Below are 20,026 nucleotides of genomic sequence, written 5' to 3'. Positions count from 1 at the left end.
CGCCCCGTAGCGTTTGCATCCGTCACCGTCGACAGAAGGTTGCCCCATGCAGATGCGCAGGCATTTCGTCAGACCCCTCGTGCTGTTCGCGGCGCTCGCCCTCACGTTGGGGCTGGTGCCGGGCCCGGCCCTGACCGCCATGGCCCTGGGCACTGTGGTCCAGGTCACAGACTTCGGGGCCGACCCCACCGGGAGCACGGACTCCACGGAAGGAGTGGCTGCCGCCATCGAGCATGCCAAGACGCTCAGGGGGCCGGTCACGCTCAACTTCCCCCACGGCACCTACCAGATGTACCCCGACAATGCGGCGGAGCGTGAGCTGTACATCTCCAACACGGTGGGCGCCAACCCTTCCCACAAGAACAAGCGCATCGCCATCCTGCTCGAGGACATGACCGACGTCACGGTCGAGGGCAACGGGTCGCAGCTGGTGATGCACGGCCAGCAGAGCATCTTCGCTGCGCTGCGCTCCACCAATGCCACCCTGCAGAACTTCGCCCTCGACTGGATCTCCCCCCGCGTCGTGGACATCACGGTGGCGGGCGCCGGGGAGGGCTACCGCGACGTCAGAATCCCGGACGGCTATCGCTACTCCATCACGGGCACAGACGTGTCGCTCAGCTCAGAGCTGAGCCCCTACACGGGTCGGCCCTACTGGAGCTACCCGAGCCTGCGCACGATCGGCTACACCCAGACCTTCGAGTACAGCTCAGGCCGGTTGCTGCGCAGCGGCAGTGCCGCGGGTGCCCTCTTCAACGGCGTGACCTCCATCACTGAGGTCGAGCCCGGGCTGCTGCGCCTCCACGGGAGCACCATGGAGTTGGGTCGCTCCATCCAGGTCCGCACCACCACCCGTGACACCTCCGGCATGCTGATGTTCGAATCCAGGAACACGACGCTGGCAGGTCTGGACCTGGGCTATCTGCACGGGTTCGGCGTCGTGGCCCAGATGAACGACGGCCTCACGGTGCGTGACGTCAACTTCCGCCAGCCCGGCGATTCCTGGCGCTCGACCTCCGCCTTCGCCGACCTGATCCAGGTGTCCGGCGACAAGGGCGAGGTCCTCATCGAGGACTCGAGCTTCGGCTTCGCGCACGACGACCCGATCAACGTGCACGGCACCTACGTGCAGGTGGATGCGGTCAACGGCCGCGAGGTGACTCTGAAGTACATGCACAACGAGACCGCGGGCTTCCCGCAGTTCTACCCCGGCAACCAGGCCATGTTCGTGGCCAAGTCCACGATGCTCGAAGTGCCGGACTGGGTGGGCAATGTCGTCTCGGTCGACGGCCCCTCCGGCTACGACGCCGACAAGCCGTTGACCACCATGAAGGTCACTTTCGACCGTGACCTGCCGGCCGGCATCACCGCCGACCAGCACGTCGTCGAGAACCTCACCTATTCCCCGCAGCTCACGGTGCGCGGCAACCACTTCGAATCCATCCCTACGCGCGGCGTCCTCGTCACCACCCGCAAGCCGGTGCTGATCGAGAACAACGTCTTCGACCAGATGGAGATGGCCTCGATCTACATGTCGGGTGACGCGAACAACTGGTACGAGTCCAGCGTCGTGCGCGACGTCACCATCCGCGGCAACCTCTTCACCCGCCCCGGAGGAGCGGCCGGAGGCAACCATCCGGTGATCTTCGTGGACCCGATCCTGAACACCATCGTGCCGGAGCGCAAGGCGCACGAGAACATCACCATCCAGGACAACACCTTCCTCGTGGGCGACTCGACGATCGTCGACGCGAAGTCCGTCAACGGGCTGCGCGTCACCGGCAACATCATCGGTCGCTACGACCGCGGGCTCGCCTCCGCCATCACGCTGGCCGACGCCGAACTGGCCCCCGGGGAGACCACCCAGGCCACCCTGGCCGGCGCGAACTACAACCGCCCGCTGTACGTGCTCCGGGGCTCGACCGGAGTTGAGTTCTCCGGGAACGTGTACGACGACGGGCTCAACCGCCGCATCACCACCTCGGCCATGACCGCGGCAGACCTCACCAACGGCGACGCGGACCTCATGGTCGAGGCCAACAACTCCGAGCCGCAGGGCCTCACGGGCTACGAGTCGAGCGATCCTGCGGTCGCCACCGTCGACGGCAACGGCGTCGTCACCGCCAAGGGTGTCGGTACCGCCGAGATCAGCGGCTGGCGCAGCTCGCCGCTGGGCATCACCGATAGCCTGTCGGCCACAGTCACGGTCACCGAGGCGTCGGACCCGCCGGTACCGGTGCTCTCCGGGGCCTTCGACGTGATCAGGCCCACCGCGGGCCGGATCATCGCGCAGGACGACTCGTCGCTGCGCCTGCTGCCCACCGGCGGTTCGCTGTGGGCCACCGGCAACAGCGTCGGCAACACCGTCGCCCTACGCACGCCCACGCTCAGTGCGGGGCAGTCGGCGACGGTCACCATGAAGGGGATCACGCAGCAGGGCTGGGAAGAGGCCGGGCTCGGCCTCTACACCAACGACGACAACTACGTCCTGATCCAGCGCAAGCACGGCAACGGCAACCCCGATCTCAGGGTCGTGACGGAACTGGCCGGCGCAGCCAACGAGGTCCGCTCAGCGGCCAATCCCCCTAGCGACACCGTGCACCTGCGACTCACCCGCACCGGCACGGGCGTGCAAGGCTCCTACTCCACCGACGGCAGCACGTTCACCAACGTGGGCTCCGAGGTGTCCAACGCCTCCATCACCGATGCCAGCCGCGTCGTGCTGCTGGTGGGCGGCTACCAGAACGAGACGTCGCTGCAGCATCCGTTCGACTTCAGCAACCTCACGGTCGGCGCGGCCGTCGTTCCGCTGGTGCAGTTCGGCGGCGGCGTGGCCGGCCCCCAGAGCCCGGCGCGCCCGGCAGACCTCCCCGGCCGACTGGCCGACATCGTCACGGCCGACTTTCAGGGCGTTACCTTCCCGGGCGCCGTCCGGGACGCCACCACCGAGGGCGTCGTGAATCAGGTGGCAGAGACCCTCGCCGGCTACACAGTGAAGTTCACCACGGCTGACCCGGAGGCCACCCTGTCGGCCCGCGTCAACGGCGTGGCTTTGGCCCCGGCCGCCGACGGCACCTACACCGTGCCGGTCACAGGCGGGTCCACTGTCCTTGAGGTCTGGGCCGAGGCCGAAGACGGTGTGAGCCGGCGGATCTATCGTTGGACGACCCTGTCGTCGGGTGAGCGCGCCCCGTGGCCGCAGCCGGAGCCCCAGGACGGTACGTCGTTGCGCGTGGCGCACACGCCCGTGACCATGCCATACGGCACCGACGCCCAGGTCACCTTCGAGGGTGCCGAGGTGGCGGAATACAGCACACTCAGGGTGCAGGTGCCCGCCGGGTGGTCGGTCACCCCCTCGGAGCAGTGGCTGGGGGAGGGATCCCCGACGGCGTCTGTCACCGTTCGCGCCCCCGCCACCGGGGTCGCGGGCGTCATCCGCGGCACCCTGACCACCCTCGAGGGCGACACCGTCACCACCTCGACGATCATCCGCCTCACGAACCCGTCGGACCTGACCATCGCTGGAGCTGTGGCGTGGGACTCGGCGGAGCCTGCTGAGGGTGGCACCGCCAGCCCGAACGGCTACGTGTCGGCCGCCGTCGACGGCAACCCGGCCACCTACTGGCACACCCAGTGGCAGGGGTCCAACCCGACGCACCCGCACTACATCGTGCTCGACCTGGGCAGCGAGAAGGACGTTGCGTCGTTCACGTACCTGCCGCGACCCTCCGCCGACTGCAGCGGCTCCATCGCGTACCCCGCCTGCAACGGACAGGTGGTCAGCTACACCATCGACGCCTGCTCGGGCGCCTATGGGGAACGCACCGCCACCGAACTGCAGCAGCGCAGCTTCACCGAACCCACCGATGCCGTGTGCACCGAGGTGGCCGCGGGATCCTTCAGCACGGCGAACGAGGCAAAGACCGTGACGTTCGACCAGCCGGTCGCCACGCGGTACCTGAAGTTCGAGTCCCTGTCGGCGGTGCTGCAGAACGGCAGCAGCCAGCCGTGGACCAATGCGGCCGAACTCGCCGCCAAGGCCCCGGCCGTCGCGCAGCCTGAGTCCCTTGTCGACGTGCCCCTCCAGGCCGTCGTGGAGGTCACTCCGGCGCTGGTGGACCCCGGTCAGGACGTGACCGTGACCGGGGTGGGCTTCAAGGCCGGCTCCACAGTGACGCTCACCCTGGGATCGCACTCGGCGACCACCATTGCCGACACACTCGGCCGTATCTCCGCGGTCCTGCAGGTGCCCGCAGCGGCGACGGCCGGACAGGCGGTGCTCAGCGCGAGCGACGGCACCACGGCCGGCTCCGTCACGCTCACCGTGCGTGAGCCGGCGGTGCCGGACACCTCGGCGCCCGTGATCGAGGACCTCTCGGACCGCAGTGTCACCGATGGTGACCGTGTCTCCATCCAGATCAGGGCCACGGACCGGTCGCTGCCGCTCAGCTACATGCTCGACGGGGCACCCGCCTGGTTGTCCGTCGACAGCAGCGGTCTCATCACCGGCACCGCGACGGGTAAGGGTAGCTTCCAGGTCACGGTCGTGGTGACCGACGCCGCCGGCAACCCTGCCAAGGCGGTCTTCACGCTGACGGTCGAGGCCAAGCCGATCACCAAGCCGTCGCCGACTCCCACGAAGTCGCCGAGCGGCAGGCCGTCGACCAGGCCGGCCACACCGCCGGCCAAGTTCGTCCCTCAGGTGCCATACACAAGAGCGGGCTTTCATACGTTCAACGGTCGTCAGTGGATGACGGCCTGTGAGGCGTATTCGCAGACGGAGCGGTGCCGCACGGAGATCTGGGCCACTGTGGTCCAGGTGGAGGACGGGCTGTTCGTGCGGGAGTCGGGGTGGGCGTTCAACAACCTGACGTATCTGCCGTTCATGACTCGTCAGGCGTGGGAGGGTAACCCGCTGGGTCAGGCTGGGGAGTTCACTTCGGCTGGTCGTCAGTGGAAGACGGAGTGTGACACTGCCGCCACGGGTAGGGGTGCGTGTCGTTCCTACACGTGGACGACGGTGTACGCGGCCACGGCGAAGCCCGCGGGTGGCTACACCTTCAGCCAGTCGAACCAGTGGGTGTTCAACAACATCGTGATGTTCGCCACCGCCGGATAGCACTCTCGTCACTGGGCCTGCGCGATTGTGCAGGCCCAGTGCCGTGCAGAGGAAGCTCCGGATAGCGTGCTCTAGTCGATCCGCATCGTGGCGGGACCCCACCCACATGGAAGTGCACAGATGCTCAGAATCCGCACCCGCGCCCTGGCGCTGCTCACGGCTGCCGCGTTGTCGGCCACCCTGTTCGCCGCAACCACCGCCCCCAGCGCCGGTGCTCAAGAGGGCCGCAACGTCGCCCTCGCGGCTGCCGGTGCCACCGCGTCGGCTTCAGGACAGGAGGTCGCGGGGAGCAACGGGCCGGACTTGGCCATCGACGGCAATGCCACCACCCGCTGGTCCTCGAACACCTCGGACAGTGCATACCTGCAGGTCAGGCTGGCTGAGCCAACCGTCGTGCACCACGTGAGCATCGAGTGGGAAGCTGCCTGCGCAGCGCGCTACACGCTGCAGGTCTCCATCGACGGGGTCGCCTGGGTCGACGCCACCGCCCACGTCACGCCCACCTGCGGCTCCTCGGACACCCAGGTCTTCACGCAGGGTGCCACGGCGTCCACGGCTTACCAGTACGTGCGGATGCAGGCGCTGGAGCGCACGCCCATCGGCGGGATGAAGTACGGCGTGAGCCTCTTCGAGTTCGAAGTCTGGGACGGACCGGCCCCTGCCCCCGCCGCAGGCGGGCTTTCCCTGGTGCCGCTGCCGGTGTCCGTCACCGTCGGCGACGGTGAGCCGTTCGTCCTGGGCGCCGGTACCGTCATCTCGGCCTCCGGCGACGCGGCTGCCGTCGGCCACCAGCTCCGATCCGCTATGGCGACCCCCACGGGCTTCGCCCTCTCCGTCGTCGACGGCGCCGCGACTTCGTGGACCGACGTCATCGAGCTCATCCTCGACCCGGCCTACCAGGCCGTCTCCGCCGACAACGCGGACGAGGGCTACCGGCTGGTGGTCACGGCGGAGAAGGTCTCGATCACAGCCTCCGCGCCGCACGGCCTCTGGAACGGCACCCGCACTCTGCTCCAGCTGCTCCCACCGATGATCAACGAGACCGAACGGATCGTCACCGCCAGCTGGGCCATCCCGGCCGTCACCATAGAGGACGCCCCCCGCTTCTCCTACCGCTCGGTGATGGCAGATGTCGCCCGCTCGTTCCTCACCGTGGACGAGGTCAAGAGCATCGTCGACACGATGTCGTCGTACAAGATGAGCTACCTGCGCCTCCACCTGGCCGACGACCAGGGCTGGCGCATCGAGATCACCAACGAGGGCAAGGACCCGGCGGACCCCGTCGACTACACGCGCCTCACCAGCATCGGCGGCAAGTCCGCCATGCTCGACCACCCGGACGGCCACCAGCGCGAGTTGGGCCGGGTGGGGTACTACACCCAGGGCGACTACCGCGAGCTGGTGCGCTACGCGAGCGAGCGTTTCGTCACCATCGTGCCTGAGATCGATGTGCCCGGCCACACCAACGCGATCCTGCATGCCATCCCGGAACTCAACACGGCCACCTCCTTGCCCGCCGTCACCGCGTACGGCACCCCCGTCGAACACAACGACGGGCGCGTGGGCAGCTCGTCGCTGGACGTGCGCGCCGAGCAGACATGGAGGAGCATGCGTCACATCTTCGGCCAGGTCATGGAGCTGACCGACGGCGAGATCATCCACGTCGGAGGCGATGAGGTGCACTCCACCAGCGCAGCCGATGCGGCCCACTTCGTGGAGCAGATCACCGGGATCGTGCGCGACGGCGGCAAGACGCCGATGGGCTGGAACGAATACGCCAAGGGAGGCAAGCTGCGCAGCGGCGACATCATCCAGGCCTGGTACATGAACAACCAGGCAGAACTCGACGCCGTGCTCAGCTCGGTGTCAGCCGGCTCGAAGGTGGTCGTCGCTGACGGCTTCCGCTCCTACGTCGACATGAAGTACACCGCGAAGACGCCCATCGGGCTCACCTGGCTGGGCATGGGTGACCTGGACAAGTACTACAACTGGGACCCGGCAGCGGTGAAGTGGCCGTTGGCCACAGGCACCATCCCGGAGTCGGCAATCATTGGGGTCGAAGCCCCCATGTGGAGCGAATCCGTGCGGGGAGGCTCCCAGGCCGAGTTCCTGATCTTCCCGCGCGCCATCTCGCACGCCGAGATCGGCTGGACGCCGCAGGCTCGGCGCTCTCTCCCTGACTTCCTGGACCGGATGGGTGGGCAGGGCGCCCGGTTGCTGGCCGCTGGGCAGAACTTCTACGACGGCCCGAAGGTGGCCTGGGGCACCGACGTGGCCGGCACGAGGGCGTTCGCACCGCTGCGTGGGACGCGCATCGCGCCGGCGATCCTGGTCGCGCCAGGCACCAAGGCCTCCGCGGACGGCCTCTCGGTTGCGGTGGACTCGGTGGACGATTCCGACGGCGCAAGTCGCTCGGGGCTGGCCTCGCCGCTCACGGCCACCATTGACTTCGGCGACGGGTCGGCACCGGTGCCCGCCACGTTCGTCGCCGAGCGTGGACGGGATGCGCTGCATGCGGGCGGGCGCTACACCGTCGGGGCCGACCACACCTATGCCGAGGGCAGCCACACCACCACGGTCACGTTCTCCGACGGCAAAGTGGTGACGGCGGACGCCATCGCCGGGACGGGCTACGGCGTTGGTGTCCCGGACCGCCACTTCAACGAGTGCGTCGCCCCCAGTGCCACGCCTGAAGCCACCCGCGTGCGCGACGACGCCCGCCTGTTCGTCGATGTCGCGGGGCTCGAGTTCGACGGCTGGGCCACGGTCACCATTGACGGCACAGTGCAGGGCCGGGTCCGCACGAACGGCGAGGGCAAGGCGTTCGCGTCTGTCTACTTCGCCCACGGGATGGAGGCGGGGAACCACCTGGTCCGCTTCACTGATGACGCCGGCCGGTTCGTCGAGAAGGTGATCGAGGTCGACTCCCTGGTTCCGGCGCCGACCGGGCGGGTGCTCGTCCCCGCCGGGGCCACGGCGTCCTCGGTGGCCACCAACGAGCAGGCCCCCAATGGTCTCGCGGCCGCCGCCGTCGACGGCAATCGCAGCACGTTCTGGCACTCCCAGTGGTCCTCGCCAGTGCCGCCATACCCTCACACGCTCACGGTGGACCTGGGCGAGGTGACGGACGTGCATTCGCTGAACTGGGTGCCCCGTCAGGGCTCGGCCAGCGGACAGGTCAAGACCGTGGAGGTCTACGTCAGTGACAACACCACGTTCCCCGCCACTCCGGCGGTGACGCAGGCGCTGCCTGCGGGAACGGCGGCCAAGCCGATCGACGTTGGCGCCACCGGCCGGTACGTGCGGGTGAAGATGACCGCACCGCAGGACGGCACGCAGGCCTTCGCCTCAGTGGGCGAACTGGAGTTCCGCGGTCTGCTGCCCGGCGAGCCGCAGCCGGGGTCCGTCGGCCTCACCCCCGACGTGTACGAACTGCCCGACGGCTGTCTCCCTGTCATAGTGCCCATCGGCAACCGGGCGGGAACCCATGGTCAGCCCGTGTTGGTCAAGGTCTCGGTGACTGGCGGCTCGCAGCCGTACCAGTACAGCGTGAAGGGCCTTCCGGCGCCGCTGACGATCAGCCCCACAGGGGAGATCTTCGGCGTCGCGGGAACCGTCGGCGTGTACCACCCTGTTGTCACCGTCACCGACGACGCGGGTCACAGCGTCAGCGCCACCTTCCGGTTGACGCTGACTCAGGCCGCGCCGCAGCCGACGAAATCGCCCACCCCGACGAAGTCGCCGAGCGCCAAGCCGACGACCACGCCGACGAGACCGTCGGACACCTTCGCCCCGACGGTGCCCTACACGAAGCCGGGTACGCACGAGTTCAACACCCGCCAGTGGTTCACGCAGTGCGAGTCCTACTCGCAGACCGAGCGTTGCCGCACCGACATCTGGGCGACGGTGGTGAAGATGGACGACGGCAAATTCGTGCGTGAGTCGGGTTGGGCTTTCAACAACCTCACCTACCTGCCGTATATGACGCGTACGGCTTGGAAGGGCAACCCGCTGGGCGACACGGGAGCCACCAACGACGGGGTGTTCACGTCGGCCGGACGGCAATGGAGGACCGAGTGCGACACCGCAGCCACGGGCAGGGGAGCCTGTCGCTCCTACACCTGGACGACGGTGTACTCGGCCACCCCGAAGGCCGCCGGCGGCTACGTCTTCAGCCAGTCCAACCAGTGGGTCTTCAACAACATCGTGATGTTCGGGGGGCCGGAGAAGCGGCCGTGACCCGCGCGCCGAGCCAGGCCTGGTGGCGGGTCCCCAGGGACATCCCGGGGACCCGCCACCTGGTTGTGCGTCAGCTGCGCTTCTGGATGGCGGCCCACTCGTCGCGCAGCCCGACAGTGCGGTGGAACAGCATGTCCTCGTCGAGGTCGGCCGCAAAGTAGCCGAGGCGCTCGAACTGGACCACTTCACCCGGCGCCGCGTCTGCCAGCGCTTCCTCGGCCCAGCCGTCGACCATCTGGCGCGAGTTCGGGTTGAGGTCGTCGAGCGCCTCGCCCGTCGCCTCGCCGGGGGCCTCCGTCGTGAACAGCCGTTCGTACAGCGCGGCCCGGACCGGCACCGCATGCTCGGCCGAGACCCAGTGCATCGTCGACTTCACCCTACGGCCGTCCGGCGAATTGCCGCCCTTCGACGCGGGGTCGTAGGTGGCCAGCACCTCGACGACCTCGCCGTTGTCGTCCTTCACCACGTCGGTGGCGGTCACGAAGTAGGCGCCGCGCAGGCGCACCTCGCGGCCGGGGGAGAGGCGGAAGTACTTCGGCGGGGGGACCTCGCGGAAGTCGTCCTGCTCGATCCACAGCTCGCCGGTGAACTCCACCTGGCGGGTGCCGTCCTCGGGCCGCTCCGGGTTGTTGGACACCTCGAAGTGCTCCACAGCAGGCTTCCCGTTGTCGCCCACCGGCCAGTTGGTGATGCGCAGCTTCAAAGGGTTGAGCACCACCATCCGGCGCTGCGCCGTAGCGTTGAGTTCGCGGCGTACGTAGGATTCGAGCGCCTCGATGGACTGGCGCGAGTTCGTACGGGTGGTGCCCACCTCGAGCATGAACTGCCGAATGGCAGCCGCCGGGTAGCCGCGGCGCCGCAGGCCGCGGAGCGTCGGCATCCGGGCGTCGTCCCAGCCGTCGACGACGCCGTCCATCACCAGCCGCGCCAAACGGCGCTTCGAGGTGATGGTGTGCGTCAACTCCAGGCGGGCGAACTCGTACTGGCGCGGGCCGTCCTCGACGCCGAGCTGCTCCAGGAACCAGTCGTAGAGCGGGCGGTGCGACTCGAACTCGAGCGTGCACAGTGAATGCGTGGTGCCCTCGATCGCGTCCGACTGGCCATGGGCCCAGTCGTAGTTGGGGTAGATCGGCCAGTCGTCGCCGGTGCGGTGGTGCGCAACCTTGCGGATGCGGTACATCACTGGATCGCGCAGCTGCATGTTCTCGTGATTCATGTCGATCTTCGCGCGCAGCACGCGCGAACCGTCGGCGTAGTGGCCGGCGCGCATCTTGCGGAAGAGATCGAGGTTCTCCTCGACGCTGCGGTCACGATAGGGGGAGTTGGCCCCCGGCTTGCCGAAGCCGCCGCGGCCCGCGGAGATTGCGTCTCCGTCCTGGTCGTCGACGTAAGCCAGGCCCTTCTCGACCAGCTGTTCCGCCCAGTCGTAGAGCTTCTGGAAGTAGTCCGAGGCGTAGCGCACATCGGCGGGCTCGTAGCCGAGCCACTCGATGTCCTCGATGATGGAGTCGACGAAGCTCGTCTCCTCGGTCTCCGGGTTGGTGTCGTCCAGCCGCAGCAGGCAGATGCCGCCGAAGTCGGTGGCGACGCCGAAGTCGACCACGATGGCCTTCGCGTGCCCGATGTGCAGGTAACCGTTCGGCTCGGGTGGGAAACGGGTCTGGACCCGGCCGCCACGCTTGCCCTGCTCGACGTCGGCTCGCACCGCGTCGTAGATGAAGTTCGAGGGCATGGCTGATGACTGAGTCATGACGCGTAAGTTAGCACGCTCCGGCTACCGCGCGGCGGCAAGGTCTGCGAGCCCCAGGATGAGCAGGATGGGGATGGCGATCACGACGGCCAGCAGCACCGCCACGAGGGCCCCCACCGCGATCCAGTACCGGACGGAGGACTGCTTGACCAGTTCGCGGTTCTCGATGGCTCCGTTGAGGAGCTTGAGGTTCTTCTTGTTGGAGCGGTAGGCCGCATCGAAGATGGCCCCGACGAAGGGGATCATGCCCAGCAGCCAGTCGAGCAGCGAGTTGAAGGCCATGCGGCCGATGACCGGGATGGGGGCACGCAGCCGGATCGCGTCGACGAGGATGCTGCCGCCGAACACGGCTCCCACGGCGGTGCCGGCCCACGGCACGATCGAGAGCACCGGGTCCACGCCGATACGGATCTTGGTACCGGGCACCTGGACCAGGTCGTCGAGCACGTACGAGAGAGCGCGGGTCAACTTCGCCGGAGACTCCTTCGGCACGTTGCCCAGATCCCGCTTCGTCCTGTCCCGGGCGGCCTTCAACGTCGGGTCGGTGGTTGAACCGGACAGCGCCTCCTCGGCCACCTTGCGCGCACGTTCGATGGCGCTGGCCGGAGTGGGGGGCGGTTCCTGAGTCATACGCTCCAGTGTGGCGCGACTCGAGGGCCAAGACCAGTAGCCCCACGGGTGGGGCCCGATAGGCTGGTTCCACTATGAGCGAAACAGTGATCCCCGCCCGCACCCGCGTCGCCCCCTCACCCACCGGAGACCCCCACGTCGGAACCGCCTTCATGGCGCTGTTCGACCTGGCCTGGGCCCGCAAGACGGGGGGACAGTTCGTCCTGCGGATCGAGGACACGGACCAGGCCCGCCTCGTGGCGGGCTCTGAGGACCAGATCTACGAGTCGCTGGCCTGGCTGGGCCTGCAGCCCGACGAGGGCCCGCACGTCGGCGGCGCGCACGGCCCCTACCGCCAGTCGGAGCGGCTGACCACCTACCGGCCGTTCGTCGAGCGGCTGGTCGAGGACGGGCACGCCTATTACTGCTGGTGCTCGTCCGAGCGGCTCGTCGAGCTGCGCCGCGAGCAGGAGCAGTCCAAGGCCTCGGTCACCGGCTACGACCGACTGTGCCACGGGATGACCCGCGACGAGCGCGCCCAACTGGCCGGCTTCTCCGAGACCCCCGTCGTGCGGATGCTGATCCCCGACGACGTGCCGCTGACGTTCCAGGACATCGTGCGCGGCGAGGTCAAGGCGCCCCGCCCCGACGATCAGGTCATCCTGAAGGCGGACGGGTTCCCGACCTATCACATGGCCGTCGTTGTCGACGACCACCTCATGGGCATCAACACCGTGGTGCGCGGCGAGGAGTGGATCTCCTCGACACCGAAGCACGTCCTGCTGTATCAGTGGCTGGGCTGGGAGCTGCCGCTGTTCGCGCACATGCCGCTGCTGCGCAACACGGACAAGTCGAAGATCTCCAAGCGGAAGAACCCCGCAGCGCGGCTGATGTGGTTCAAAGAGGAGGGCTACCTACCGGAGGCGGTGCGCAACTTCCTGCAGTTGCTGGGCTACGCCGGCGACGACGAGCAGGAGGTCAAGACCTTCGAGCAGTTCGTCGAGCAGTTCGACTGGGCCAAGGTCAACCCCGTCGGCCCCATCTTCGACTTGAAGAAGCTCGATTGGCTCAACGGTCATTACATCCGTTCGTTGTCCGCAGAGGAACTCGCGGACCGGATCATGGCCTTCGAGGAGTCGCACTGGACCCCGTCCGAGGAGCAGGTGGCCGTGCTGCGCAAGTCGGTGCCGATCATCCAGGAGCGGCTCGTGCTGCTGAAGGATGCCCTGCCTCAGTTGGACTACCTCTTCGTGGCCGACGGCGACCTCACCGTCGACGACGATGCTGCAGCCGCGTTGGCCGATAACGCCGCAGAGGTGCTGGATGCCGCGATCGCTGTGGCCGAGCGGGTGCCCTTCGACACGGATTCGATCCAGGCCGCCCTGAAGGAGCGCCTCGTGGAAGGTATGGGCATCAAGCCGAAGTTCGCCTTCGCGCCGATCCGAGTGGCGATCTCGGGCCGCCGGGTGTCGCCGCCACTGTTCGAGTCGATGGAGATCCTCGGCCGCGACGCGTCGCTGGCCAGGCTCCGCTCGCTGCGCAGCGTCCTCGCCTGACACATCAGACATCGGACGCTCATGTGTGATGAGTGATTCCTCCATCGCCAGGCGCCGCACGGCATCATCGTACGGACGAAGCGATGGAGGTTCGACTATGACGCAACGCCTTGGGCAGACCTGGCCCGGCACGAGGATGGCGACAGCGGTACTGCTGGTGCTGGGAATGCTGCTGGGAATCGCCCCTGCAGCGACGGCAGCACCCGAGATACCGGCGAGCACGATCGCCTGGAAACAACGCAACGCCTCGTTGCCCGAATATGCCGAGCTGCAGGAGAGGCTGGCGCAGCCGGCTCCCATGCGGTGGCTGTTCACAGGGGATTCCATCACCCATGGCATCGTCCATACCAACGGCTACAAGCGCTACACCGAGTACTTCGATCAGTACCTGCGCACCACGCCAGTCGACGGCCACGACCGCTCCCAGGACGTTGTGCTGAACACGGCCGTGTCCTCCGGCCGCACCATCTGTCCCGCCGGCAACCCCGGAGAGCCGTGCCTCGACCTCAACTTCGATTCCTGGGTCACTGATCGCCAGGCCGACGTCGTGATGATCGCGCTGGCCATGAACGACGGCCGACTGAACGCGCCTCTCGTGCCGCTGGACCAGTTCCGCGCCGAACTGAAGCGGGCCGTCGCCGCCATTCGCACGGCGGGAGGGATCCCCGTGCTGCAGACGCAGAACGGTACCCAGAACGCTCAGATGAACACCAACCTCGAGATCTACTTCACCGCCGTGCGTGAACTCGCCGTTGAAGACGACGTGTTGATGGTCGACGTCGCCACCTATTGGCGCGAGATCAGCCAGGGCGGCTTGTCGCACCCCGCCATCATGAACGACGAGATCCACCCGAACGAGCACGGCCACCTCCGCTGGGCCCGCGTGGCTCTCGACTCCCTCGGCCTCCTCGACCCCGCCTCGGAGCTGGCCACCAGCGGCGACGTCGTGAGCGTGCCCCGCACCGGGCCGGAGATCAACGAGACCTACACCATCAGCGCAGACGGCACTGACGGTTACCGCCACGGTTCCGGCGCGGCCGGAGCTATCAATTGGGATCTCGCCCGCAACTTCAACGGCGCCACTGCACTCACAGCTGACAAGGACATCACCACCTTTGCCCAGGCGAGCCAGGGCAACGTGACGGTGCGATTCCGAACCTCCGCGACGTTCTCCGCCGACCAGACGATGGTGCTGGCCTCCTTCACCGGGGCCGGCAGCGTGCGCCTCGACGTCTCGCTCCATCAGGGTCGCGTCCGAGTGGGTCGGCATCTGACCGGTCAATGGTTTACAGGTTCCCGCACCCTGAACGACGGCAACTGGCATGTCGTGTCCGTGAACCTCACCGCCAACAATCTGACGTGGTTCATCGATGGCGTGGTCGAGCGCAATCTCGACTTGACCAGCCACTTCTCGATGGCTCCCAGTGACTACGCGCCCACGGCCCTCACCGCCGCTGCGACCGGTCCCAGTGCCCCTCAGCGGTGGTATTTCACCGGCGACATCGACTACATCGACACGTTCGCCCGCACGCTGTCGCAGGCTGAGGTCAGCGCGGCGTCCCCCGGCGCGGGGGGTTCAGCTGCCGCGCTGCTGAGGCCGCTGTACGGCAATGCTGAGGCCACCATGTGGTCGTTCCTGGGTGGCACCACAGCCGTTGGCGCTACGCAGCCCGCTTTCGCGAAGAACTACGTTCAGGTCATTGAAGAGGTGCTGCGCGGCGAGATGGCCACGACCATCCGCAACCGGATGCGTTTCATCTCCAATGCTGCTGTGGCGGGGTTGACGTCGGCCGACCTCCTCGGGCGTTACACCACCGAGGTGATCCCGCAGGATCCCGACGCGGTCTTCGTCACGCCCGATGTGACCGACGAGAGTTCCGTCGCGAACTTCACGACCAACGTGGACGCCGTCCTGGACGCGATCGTGGCCACTGACGCCGTGGCAATCGTCATGACCCCAGCGACACTCGACTCCGCCGCCGCCCCCTACGCTGAGGCCCTACGTACGCTGGCGGCGCGTGACGGCGTCGGCCTCATCGATGCGCACCGCTGGGTCGCGCAGCAGAACACCTCGCACCCCGCCATCGCGGACCAGTGGTTCACCGACGGCACGCTGAACTACAAGGGTCAGCTGTCCCTGGCCAAGTTCGTCCTGACGCAGATCGAGCTGGTGCCGGGCTCCTCGCGCATCTGGGCGCTCGACTACGACGGTGGTACCCAGCCCCAGATGCCCGCCCGCGGCATGGGCGAGTTCGCTACCGTCGCGCTCCAGTCGCCCGACAAGGAGTTCTCGAACTACCGGATTCCCGGCGTCGTACAGCTGCCCAACGGTGACATCCTCGCCTCCTACGACGGCCGGCCCGGCGGCGGCGACTCGCCGAACCCCAACTCCATCGTCCAGCGCCGCTCGACCGACGGGGGCAAGACCTGGGGCGAGATGACCTACATCGCGCGCGGCTCGCACCGGGGAACCAGCAACCAGGGGGCCTGGCGCTTCGGCTACTCGGATCCGTCGTACCTCTACGACGCCGAGACGGACACGCTGTTCAACTTCCACGTGTATTCCAAGAACCAGGGCGTCTTCGGCTCGGTGGTCGGCAACAACGACGGTGACCGCAACGTCATCAGCGCCGCCGTCGCCGTGTCGAAGGACAACGGCCACACGTGGGTGCAGCGCTCCCTCACGGAGGTCGTGAAGCCGGCCAACGTCCTGGGCCAGTTCGCGACGTCGGGTCACGGCATCCAGATCACCCGCGGCGAGTACGCGGGGCGTCTCGTCCAGCAGTACGCCTCGCGCAACACCGACCTCCAGATCTACGCCTACTCGATCTACTCCGACGACAACGGCCAGACCTGGCAGCGCGGCGAGATGATCGGCGTGAACATGGATGAGAACAAGGTCGTGGAACTCAGCGACGGCACCCTCATGATGAACTCGCGCTACAACGGTGGCGCGAACGCGCGCTGGGTGGCGTACTCGCACGACGGCGGTCACACTTGGACGGAGCGCGTCCTCGACGAAACCCTGCTCGACCCGCGCAACAACGCGTCGATCATCCGGATGCACCCCGACGCGGAAGCCGGCAGCGACCGCGCCAAGGAACTGCTCTTCTCCAACGCGAGGGCGACCAGCCGCACCAACGGCACGATCTGGTATTCCTACGACGAGGGCAAGACCTGGCCCGTGGCCAAGACCTTCCGCACCGACACGATGATGTACTCCGACCTGCTGGCCCTCCAGGACGGCACCTTCGGCGTGCTCTTCGAGCCCCAGGACGCCAACATCTCCTACGGCGCGTTCGACGAGGTCTGGCTCAACCCCTTCAAGGCGGGCTTCCAGGAGACTGTCGCCAAGGGCCAGGCCGGACAGAGCGTGAAGGTTCCGGTGACCGTCCGCAACGACGACACCCGGACCCTCCCCGCGGGCTCGGCGCTGCTGCGCCTCCGGAACGGCTGGGTGAGCCCTGAGGTCGCCACCCCGGCGGTCGCGCCGGGTGCCTCGATCACGGTGGAACTCACGCTGGCCATCCCGGCCGGATCCCCGGACGCAAGTCACGTCGGCGACGTGGAGCTGAAGGCCGGCACGTTCGACCTGCGCGGCGACGCCCGGATCCAGGTCGGCGCCGATCCCAAGCTGGGGGCGACGATCACTGGTGCCGCCAACGCTGCGTACCAGTCGCGCAACCTCGCCACCAACCCATACACGGTCGGCGCACGCGTCGGATTCGACTTCACGGTGCAGTCGACAGGCAACGTGACGCAGCGGATCGAGCCGATCAGCGGCCCGTTCACTCCGTTCGTCCAGGCCGACGGCGCGGGCAACTGCCGCTACAGCGCACTGCCCGCCGGCGGTTCCTACGTGTGCACCACGTCGGCTCATGTGGTCACGGCGGAGGACATCGCGCGCGGCTACGTCGACCCGGCGACGGTGTGGGAGGCCCACCCGGCCTCCGGCACGGTGCTGCCGAAGCTGACCATCAACGTGCCCGGTTCCCTTGTGGACGTCATCGACCGCAAGCCTGCCATCGCCGGCACCCGCACGCTGACGTTCGTCGACTCCGACGCCGACGGCGTGGCGTCGGTGGGGGATCAGGTCACGTTCCGTGACGTGATCGCCAATACGGGCAACGTCGACCTGACATCGGTGACCGGGGCGGCGACGGCCGACAAGTTGGCGCGTGGGGCACAGCTGACGACCAACGGCAGCCACACGCTGACCCCCACCGACGTTGCAGCGCTCACCGCTGCCGACGGGGCGTTCACCCTGTCAGGCAGCGTGGCGGCCGCCAACGGCGACCGAAACGTGTCGAACACCTTCAGCGGCACCATCACGCTGCCGCTGGAGGATGCGCCCGATCCGTCGCCTTCACCCTCGGCCTCTCCGTCGCCCAGCGTTTCGCAGTCAGTGTCGCCGAGCCCGTCGGTGAAGCCGTCGGTGAAGCAGTCGGTCAAGCCGACGGTCACGCCTTCGGGGAAGCCGACGACCACTCCGGCCTCGGACAAGTACGTCCCGGCGGTGCCCTACACCCTGCCGGGCAAGCACCAGTTCAACGGTCGTCAGTGGTTCACCCAATGCGAGGCGTACTCGCAGACTGAGCGGTGCCGCACGGAGATCTGGGCCACTGTGGTCAAGGTCGAGAACGGCACGTTCGTCCGCGAGTCGGGGTGGGCGTTCAACAACCTGACGTACCTGCCGTACATGACGCGTCAGGCGTGGAAGGGCAACCCGTTGGGTGACCTCGATTCGACCACGGACGGTGAGTTCACTTCTGCAGGTCGGCAGTGGAAGACCGAGTGTGACACCGCCGCCACCGGTAGGGGCGCGTGCCGTTCCTACACGTGGACGACGGTGTACGCGGCCACGGCGAAGCCTGCGGGTGGCTACACCTTCTCGCAGAGCAACCAGTGGGTGTTCAACAACATCGTGATGTTCGGCGGACCCGAGCGCCGGCAGTGACCCATGGCACTCTCCTGCCCGGCACTTACGCCGGGTCGGAGGGGCCGCGGGACTATTCGTCGAAGACGAGTTCCGGGTACTTCGGCATCCACATGGACTCGAACACCTGCTGGACCGGGTTGGTGAGAGGTTCCCTGGCCACACCGTCGGCCTCTGCAGCCCGTGCGACGGCGATGGCCACCGTCGCGGAGACGCGCCGCAGGTCGTTGATGCTGGGCAGCAGCGACTGCCCGGGCCGCCGGGCCTCCGCCAGCGAGGCCACGGCCTCCGCAGAGGCCGCGATCATCGAGTCGGTGACCCGTTCGGCGTTGCAGACCGCCACGCCCAGGCCCAGACCGGGGAACACCAGGGCGTTGTTCGCCTGCGCGATGGTGTAGGTCGTCTCGTCGCGGAGCACCGGCTGGAACGGTGAGCCCGTCGCGATGAGGGCCCGTCCGTGCGTCCACTCGAGCAGGTCCTCCGGCAGGGCCTCGGCGAGCGTCGTCGGGTTGGACAGAGGGAGGATGAGCGGGCGCTCCACGTGGGCGGCCATGTCGCGGATGATGTCCTCGGAGAAGGAATCAGGCTGCCCCGAGGTGCCGATCAGGACGGTGGGGTGCACGTTGCGCACGATGTCGGCCAGCGTGTAGACACCGGGGTGGTTGAGGTCCCACTCACCCAGTTCGCCGATGCCCCTGGCGTACGGGCGTTGGAAGTCACGGAAGCGCTGGGTCGCGTCGTCGGAGACGAGTCCGCGGCTGCTGGTCACCCAGAACAGCCTGCGCGCCTCGTCCTCGGCGAGCCCCTCCTTGACGAGCAGGTCGACGAGCAGGTCGGCGATCCCGATGCCCGCCGTGCCGCCGCCGTGGATGACGAAGCGCTGCTGGCCGAGCTTCTCACGTTTGGCCTGCACACCCGCCAGGATGGCGCTCGCCACGACGGCGGCCGTGCCCTGGATGTCGTCGTTGAAGGTGCAGATGTCGCCGCGGTAGGCGTCCAGGAGGCGGTGCGCGTTGCTGGCGCCGAAATCCTCCCAGTGGATCATGGCGTTGGGGAAGACGGTCTGGGCCGCCGCGACGAACGAGGCGACGAAGGCGTCGTAGCGCTCCCCGCGGACGCGCGCGTGCCGCTCTCCCAGGTACAGCTCGTCGTTGAGCAGCTTCAGGTTGTCCGTGCCCACGTCGAGCACGATCGAAAGCATCCGGTCCGGGTCGATGCCCGCGGCGGCGGTATACAGCGACTTCTTCCCGTTGCAGATCTGGATGCCACCGACACCCTGGTCGCCGATGCCGAGGATGCCCTCCGAGTCCGTCACGATGAGGATGTCGACGTCGTCGGCGCCCAGTTCTGTGGCGCGGAGGGAGGGCTCCACCAGTTCAGGCCGGTCGATGGACAGGAAGACGCCGTCCATGGTCTGGAACCAGAAGCTGAATTCCTGGATCGCCTCGCCGATGGTGGGGGTGTAGACCACGGGCATGACCTCGTCGAGGTGTTCGCTGAGGAGCCGGTAGAACAGCACGGAATTGCGCTCCCGCAAGCCCTGGAGGTAGGAGAACTTCGACAGGGGGGTGGTGGCGTTCTTGAAGCGCATGTAGGAGCGGTGGAGCTGGGCCTCGAGCGGCGTGACGTGGCTGGGCAGCAGGCCGGTGAGGCCGAGCTTCTCCCGCTCGTCGTGGGTGAATGCCGTGCCCCGGTTGATCCGCGGATCGCGCAGTACCGCCCCGCCGCGGGCCTTGATGCGGACGCGGGATCCGTGGCTGCCGGGGAGGGACTCGTATTGGCGCTTGGGCATACGCCCAGCCTAGTGGTGGGGCCGT

At 67.7% G+C, this 20,026-nt stretch carries 7 protein-coding genes; 4 read left to right on the top strand and 3 right to left on the bottom strand.

What is annotated here, in order from left to right:
- Nucleotides 1-46 precede the first annotated feature (46 nt).
- Together ACZK4S_RS01180 and ACZK4S_RS01175 are read left to right on the top strand one after the other, a co-directional pair.
- Nucleotides 47-5,119 carry a discoidin domain-containing protein gene (locus tag ACZK4S_RS01180; RefSeq protein ID WP_463643109.1) on the top strand — a complete coding sequence of 1,691 codons (5,073 nt, stop codon included), beginning with the start codon at nt 47-49 and terminating at the stop codon, nt 5,117-5,119.
- Between the two features lie 120 nt (nt 5,120-5,239).
- The gene (locus ACZK4S_RS01175) at nt 5,240-9,358 is read left to right on the top strand and encodes a family 20 glycosylhydrolase (protein WP_463643108.1); all 4,119 of its coding nucleotides are present in this window, start codon (nt 5,240-5,242) and stop codon (nt 9,356-9,358) included.
- A 70-nt stretch (nt 9,359-9,428) separates the two neighbouring features.
- Here the strand turns inward: ACZK4S_RS01175 and ACZK4S_RS01170 are convergent, their stop codons facing one another.
- The gene (locus tag ACZK4S_RS01170; protein ID WP_463643107.1) at nt 9,429-11,108 is read right to left on the bottom strand and encodes a glutamine--tRNA ligase/YqeY domain fusion protein; all 1,680 of its coding nucleotides are present in this window, start codon (nt 11,106-11,108) and stop codon (nt 9,429-9,431) included.
- A gap of 24 nt (nt 11,109-11,132) precedes the next feature.
- A complete protein-coding gene (locus ACZK4S_RS01165) occupies nt 11,133-11,738 on the bottom strand; it encodes a DUF4112 domain-containing protein (protein ID WP_463643106.1) in 606 nt (201 codons plus the stop codon).
- Nucleotides 11,739-11,812: 74 nt separating this feature from the next.
- Between ACZK4S_RS01165 and gltX the strand changes: the two genes are divergently transcribed.
- Nucleotides 11,813-13,273 carry a glutamate--tRNA ligase gene (gene gltX, locus ACZK4S_RS01160; protein ID WP_463643105.1) on the top strand — a complete coding sequence of 487 codons (1,461 nt, stop codon included), beginning with the start codon at nt 11,813-11,815 and terminating at the stop codon, nt 13,271-13,273.
- Between the two features lie 97 nt (nt 13,274-13,370).
- On the top strand, nt 13,371-18,230 hold the full coding sequence (locus ACZK4S_RS01155) for a GDSL-type esterase/lipase family protein (protein ID WP_463643104.1): 4,860 nt from the start codon (nt 13,371-13,373) through the stop codon (nt 18,228-18,230).
- A gap of 52 nt (nt 18,231-18,282) precedes the next feature.
- Here the strand turns inward: ACZK4S_RS01155 and maeA are convergent, their stop codons facing one another.
- Complete coding sequence (gene maeA, locus ACZK4S_RS01150; RefSeq protein WP_463643103.1) at nt 18,283-20,001, bottom strand: NAD-dependent malic enzyme; 1,719 nt, start codon at nt 19,999-20,001, stop codon at nt 18,283-18,285.
- Nucleotides 20,002-20,026 lie beyond the last annotated feature (25 nt).

The sequence above is a fragment of the Tessaracoccus zhenghani genome (genome assembly GCF_055326325.1).
The sequence above is the reverse complement of the archived record's forward strand: the minus strand, read 5'-3'. Positions and strand labels throughout refer to the sequence as shown.

Bases quoted from the DNA above. Each gene is read 5' to 3' on its own strand.
- ACZK4S_RS01180 (WP_463643109.1), top strand. From the start codon at position 47: ATGCAGATGCGCAGGCATTTCGTCAGACCCCTCGTGCTGTTCGCGGCG.
- ACZK4S_RS01175 (WP_463643108.1), top strand. From the start codon at position 5,240: ATGCTCAGAATCCGCACCCGCGCCCTGGCGCTGCTCACGGCTGCCGCG.
- ACZK4S_RS01170 (WP_463643107.1), bottom strand. From the start codon at position 11,108: ATGACTCAGTCATCAGCCATGCCCTCGAACTTCATCTACGACGCGGTG.
- ACZK4S_RS01165 (WP_463643106.1), bottom strand. From the start codon at position 11,738: ATGACTCAGGAACCGCCCCCCACTCCGGCCAGCGCCATCGAACGTGCG.
- gltX (WP_463643105.1), top strand. From the start codon at position 11,813: ATGAGCGAAACAGTGATCCCCGCCCGCACCCGCGTCGCCCCCTCACCC.
- ACZK4S_RS01155 (WP_463643104.1), top strand. From the start codon at position 13,371: ATGACGCAACGCCTTGGGCAGACCTGGCCCGGCACGAGGATGGCGACA.
- maeA (WP_463643103.1), bottom strand. From the start codon at position 20,001: ATGCCCAAGCGCCAATACGAGTCCCTCCCCGGCAGCCACGGATCCCGC.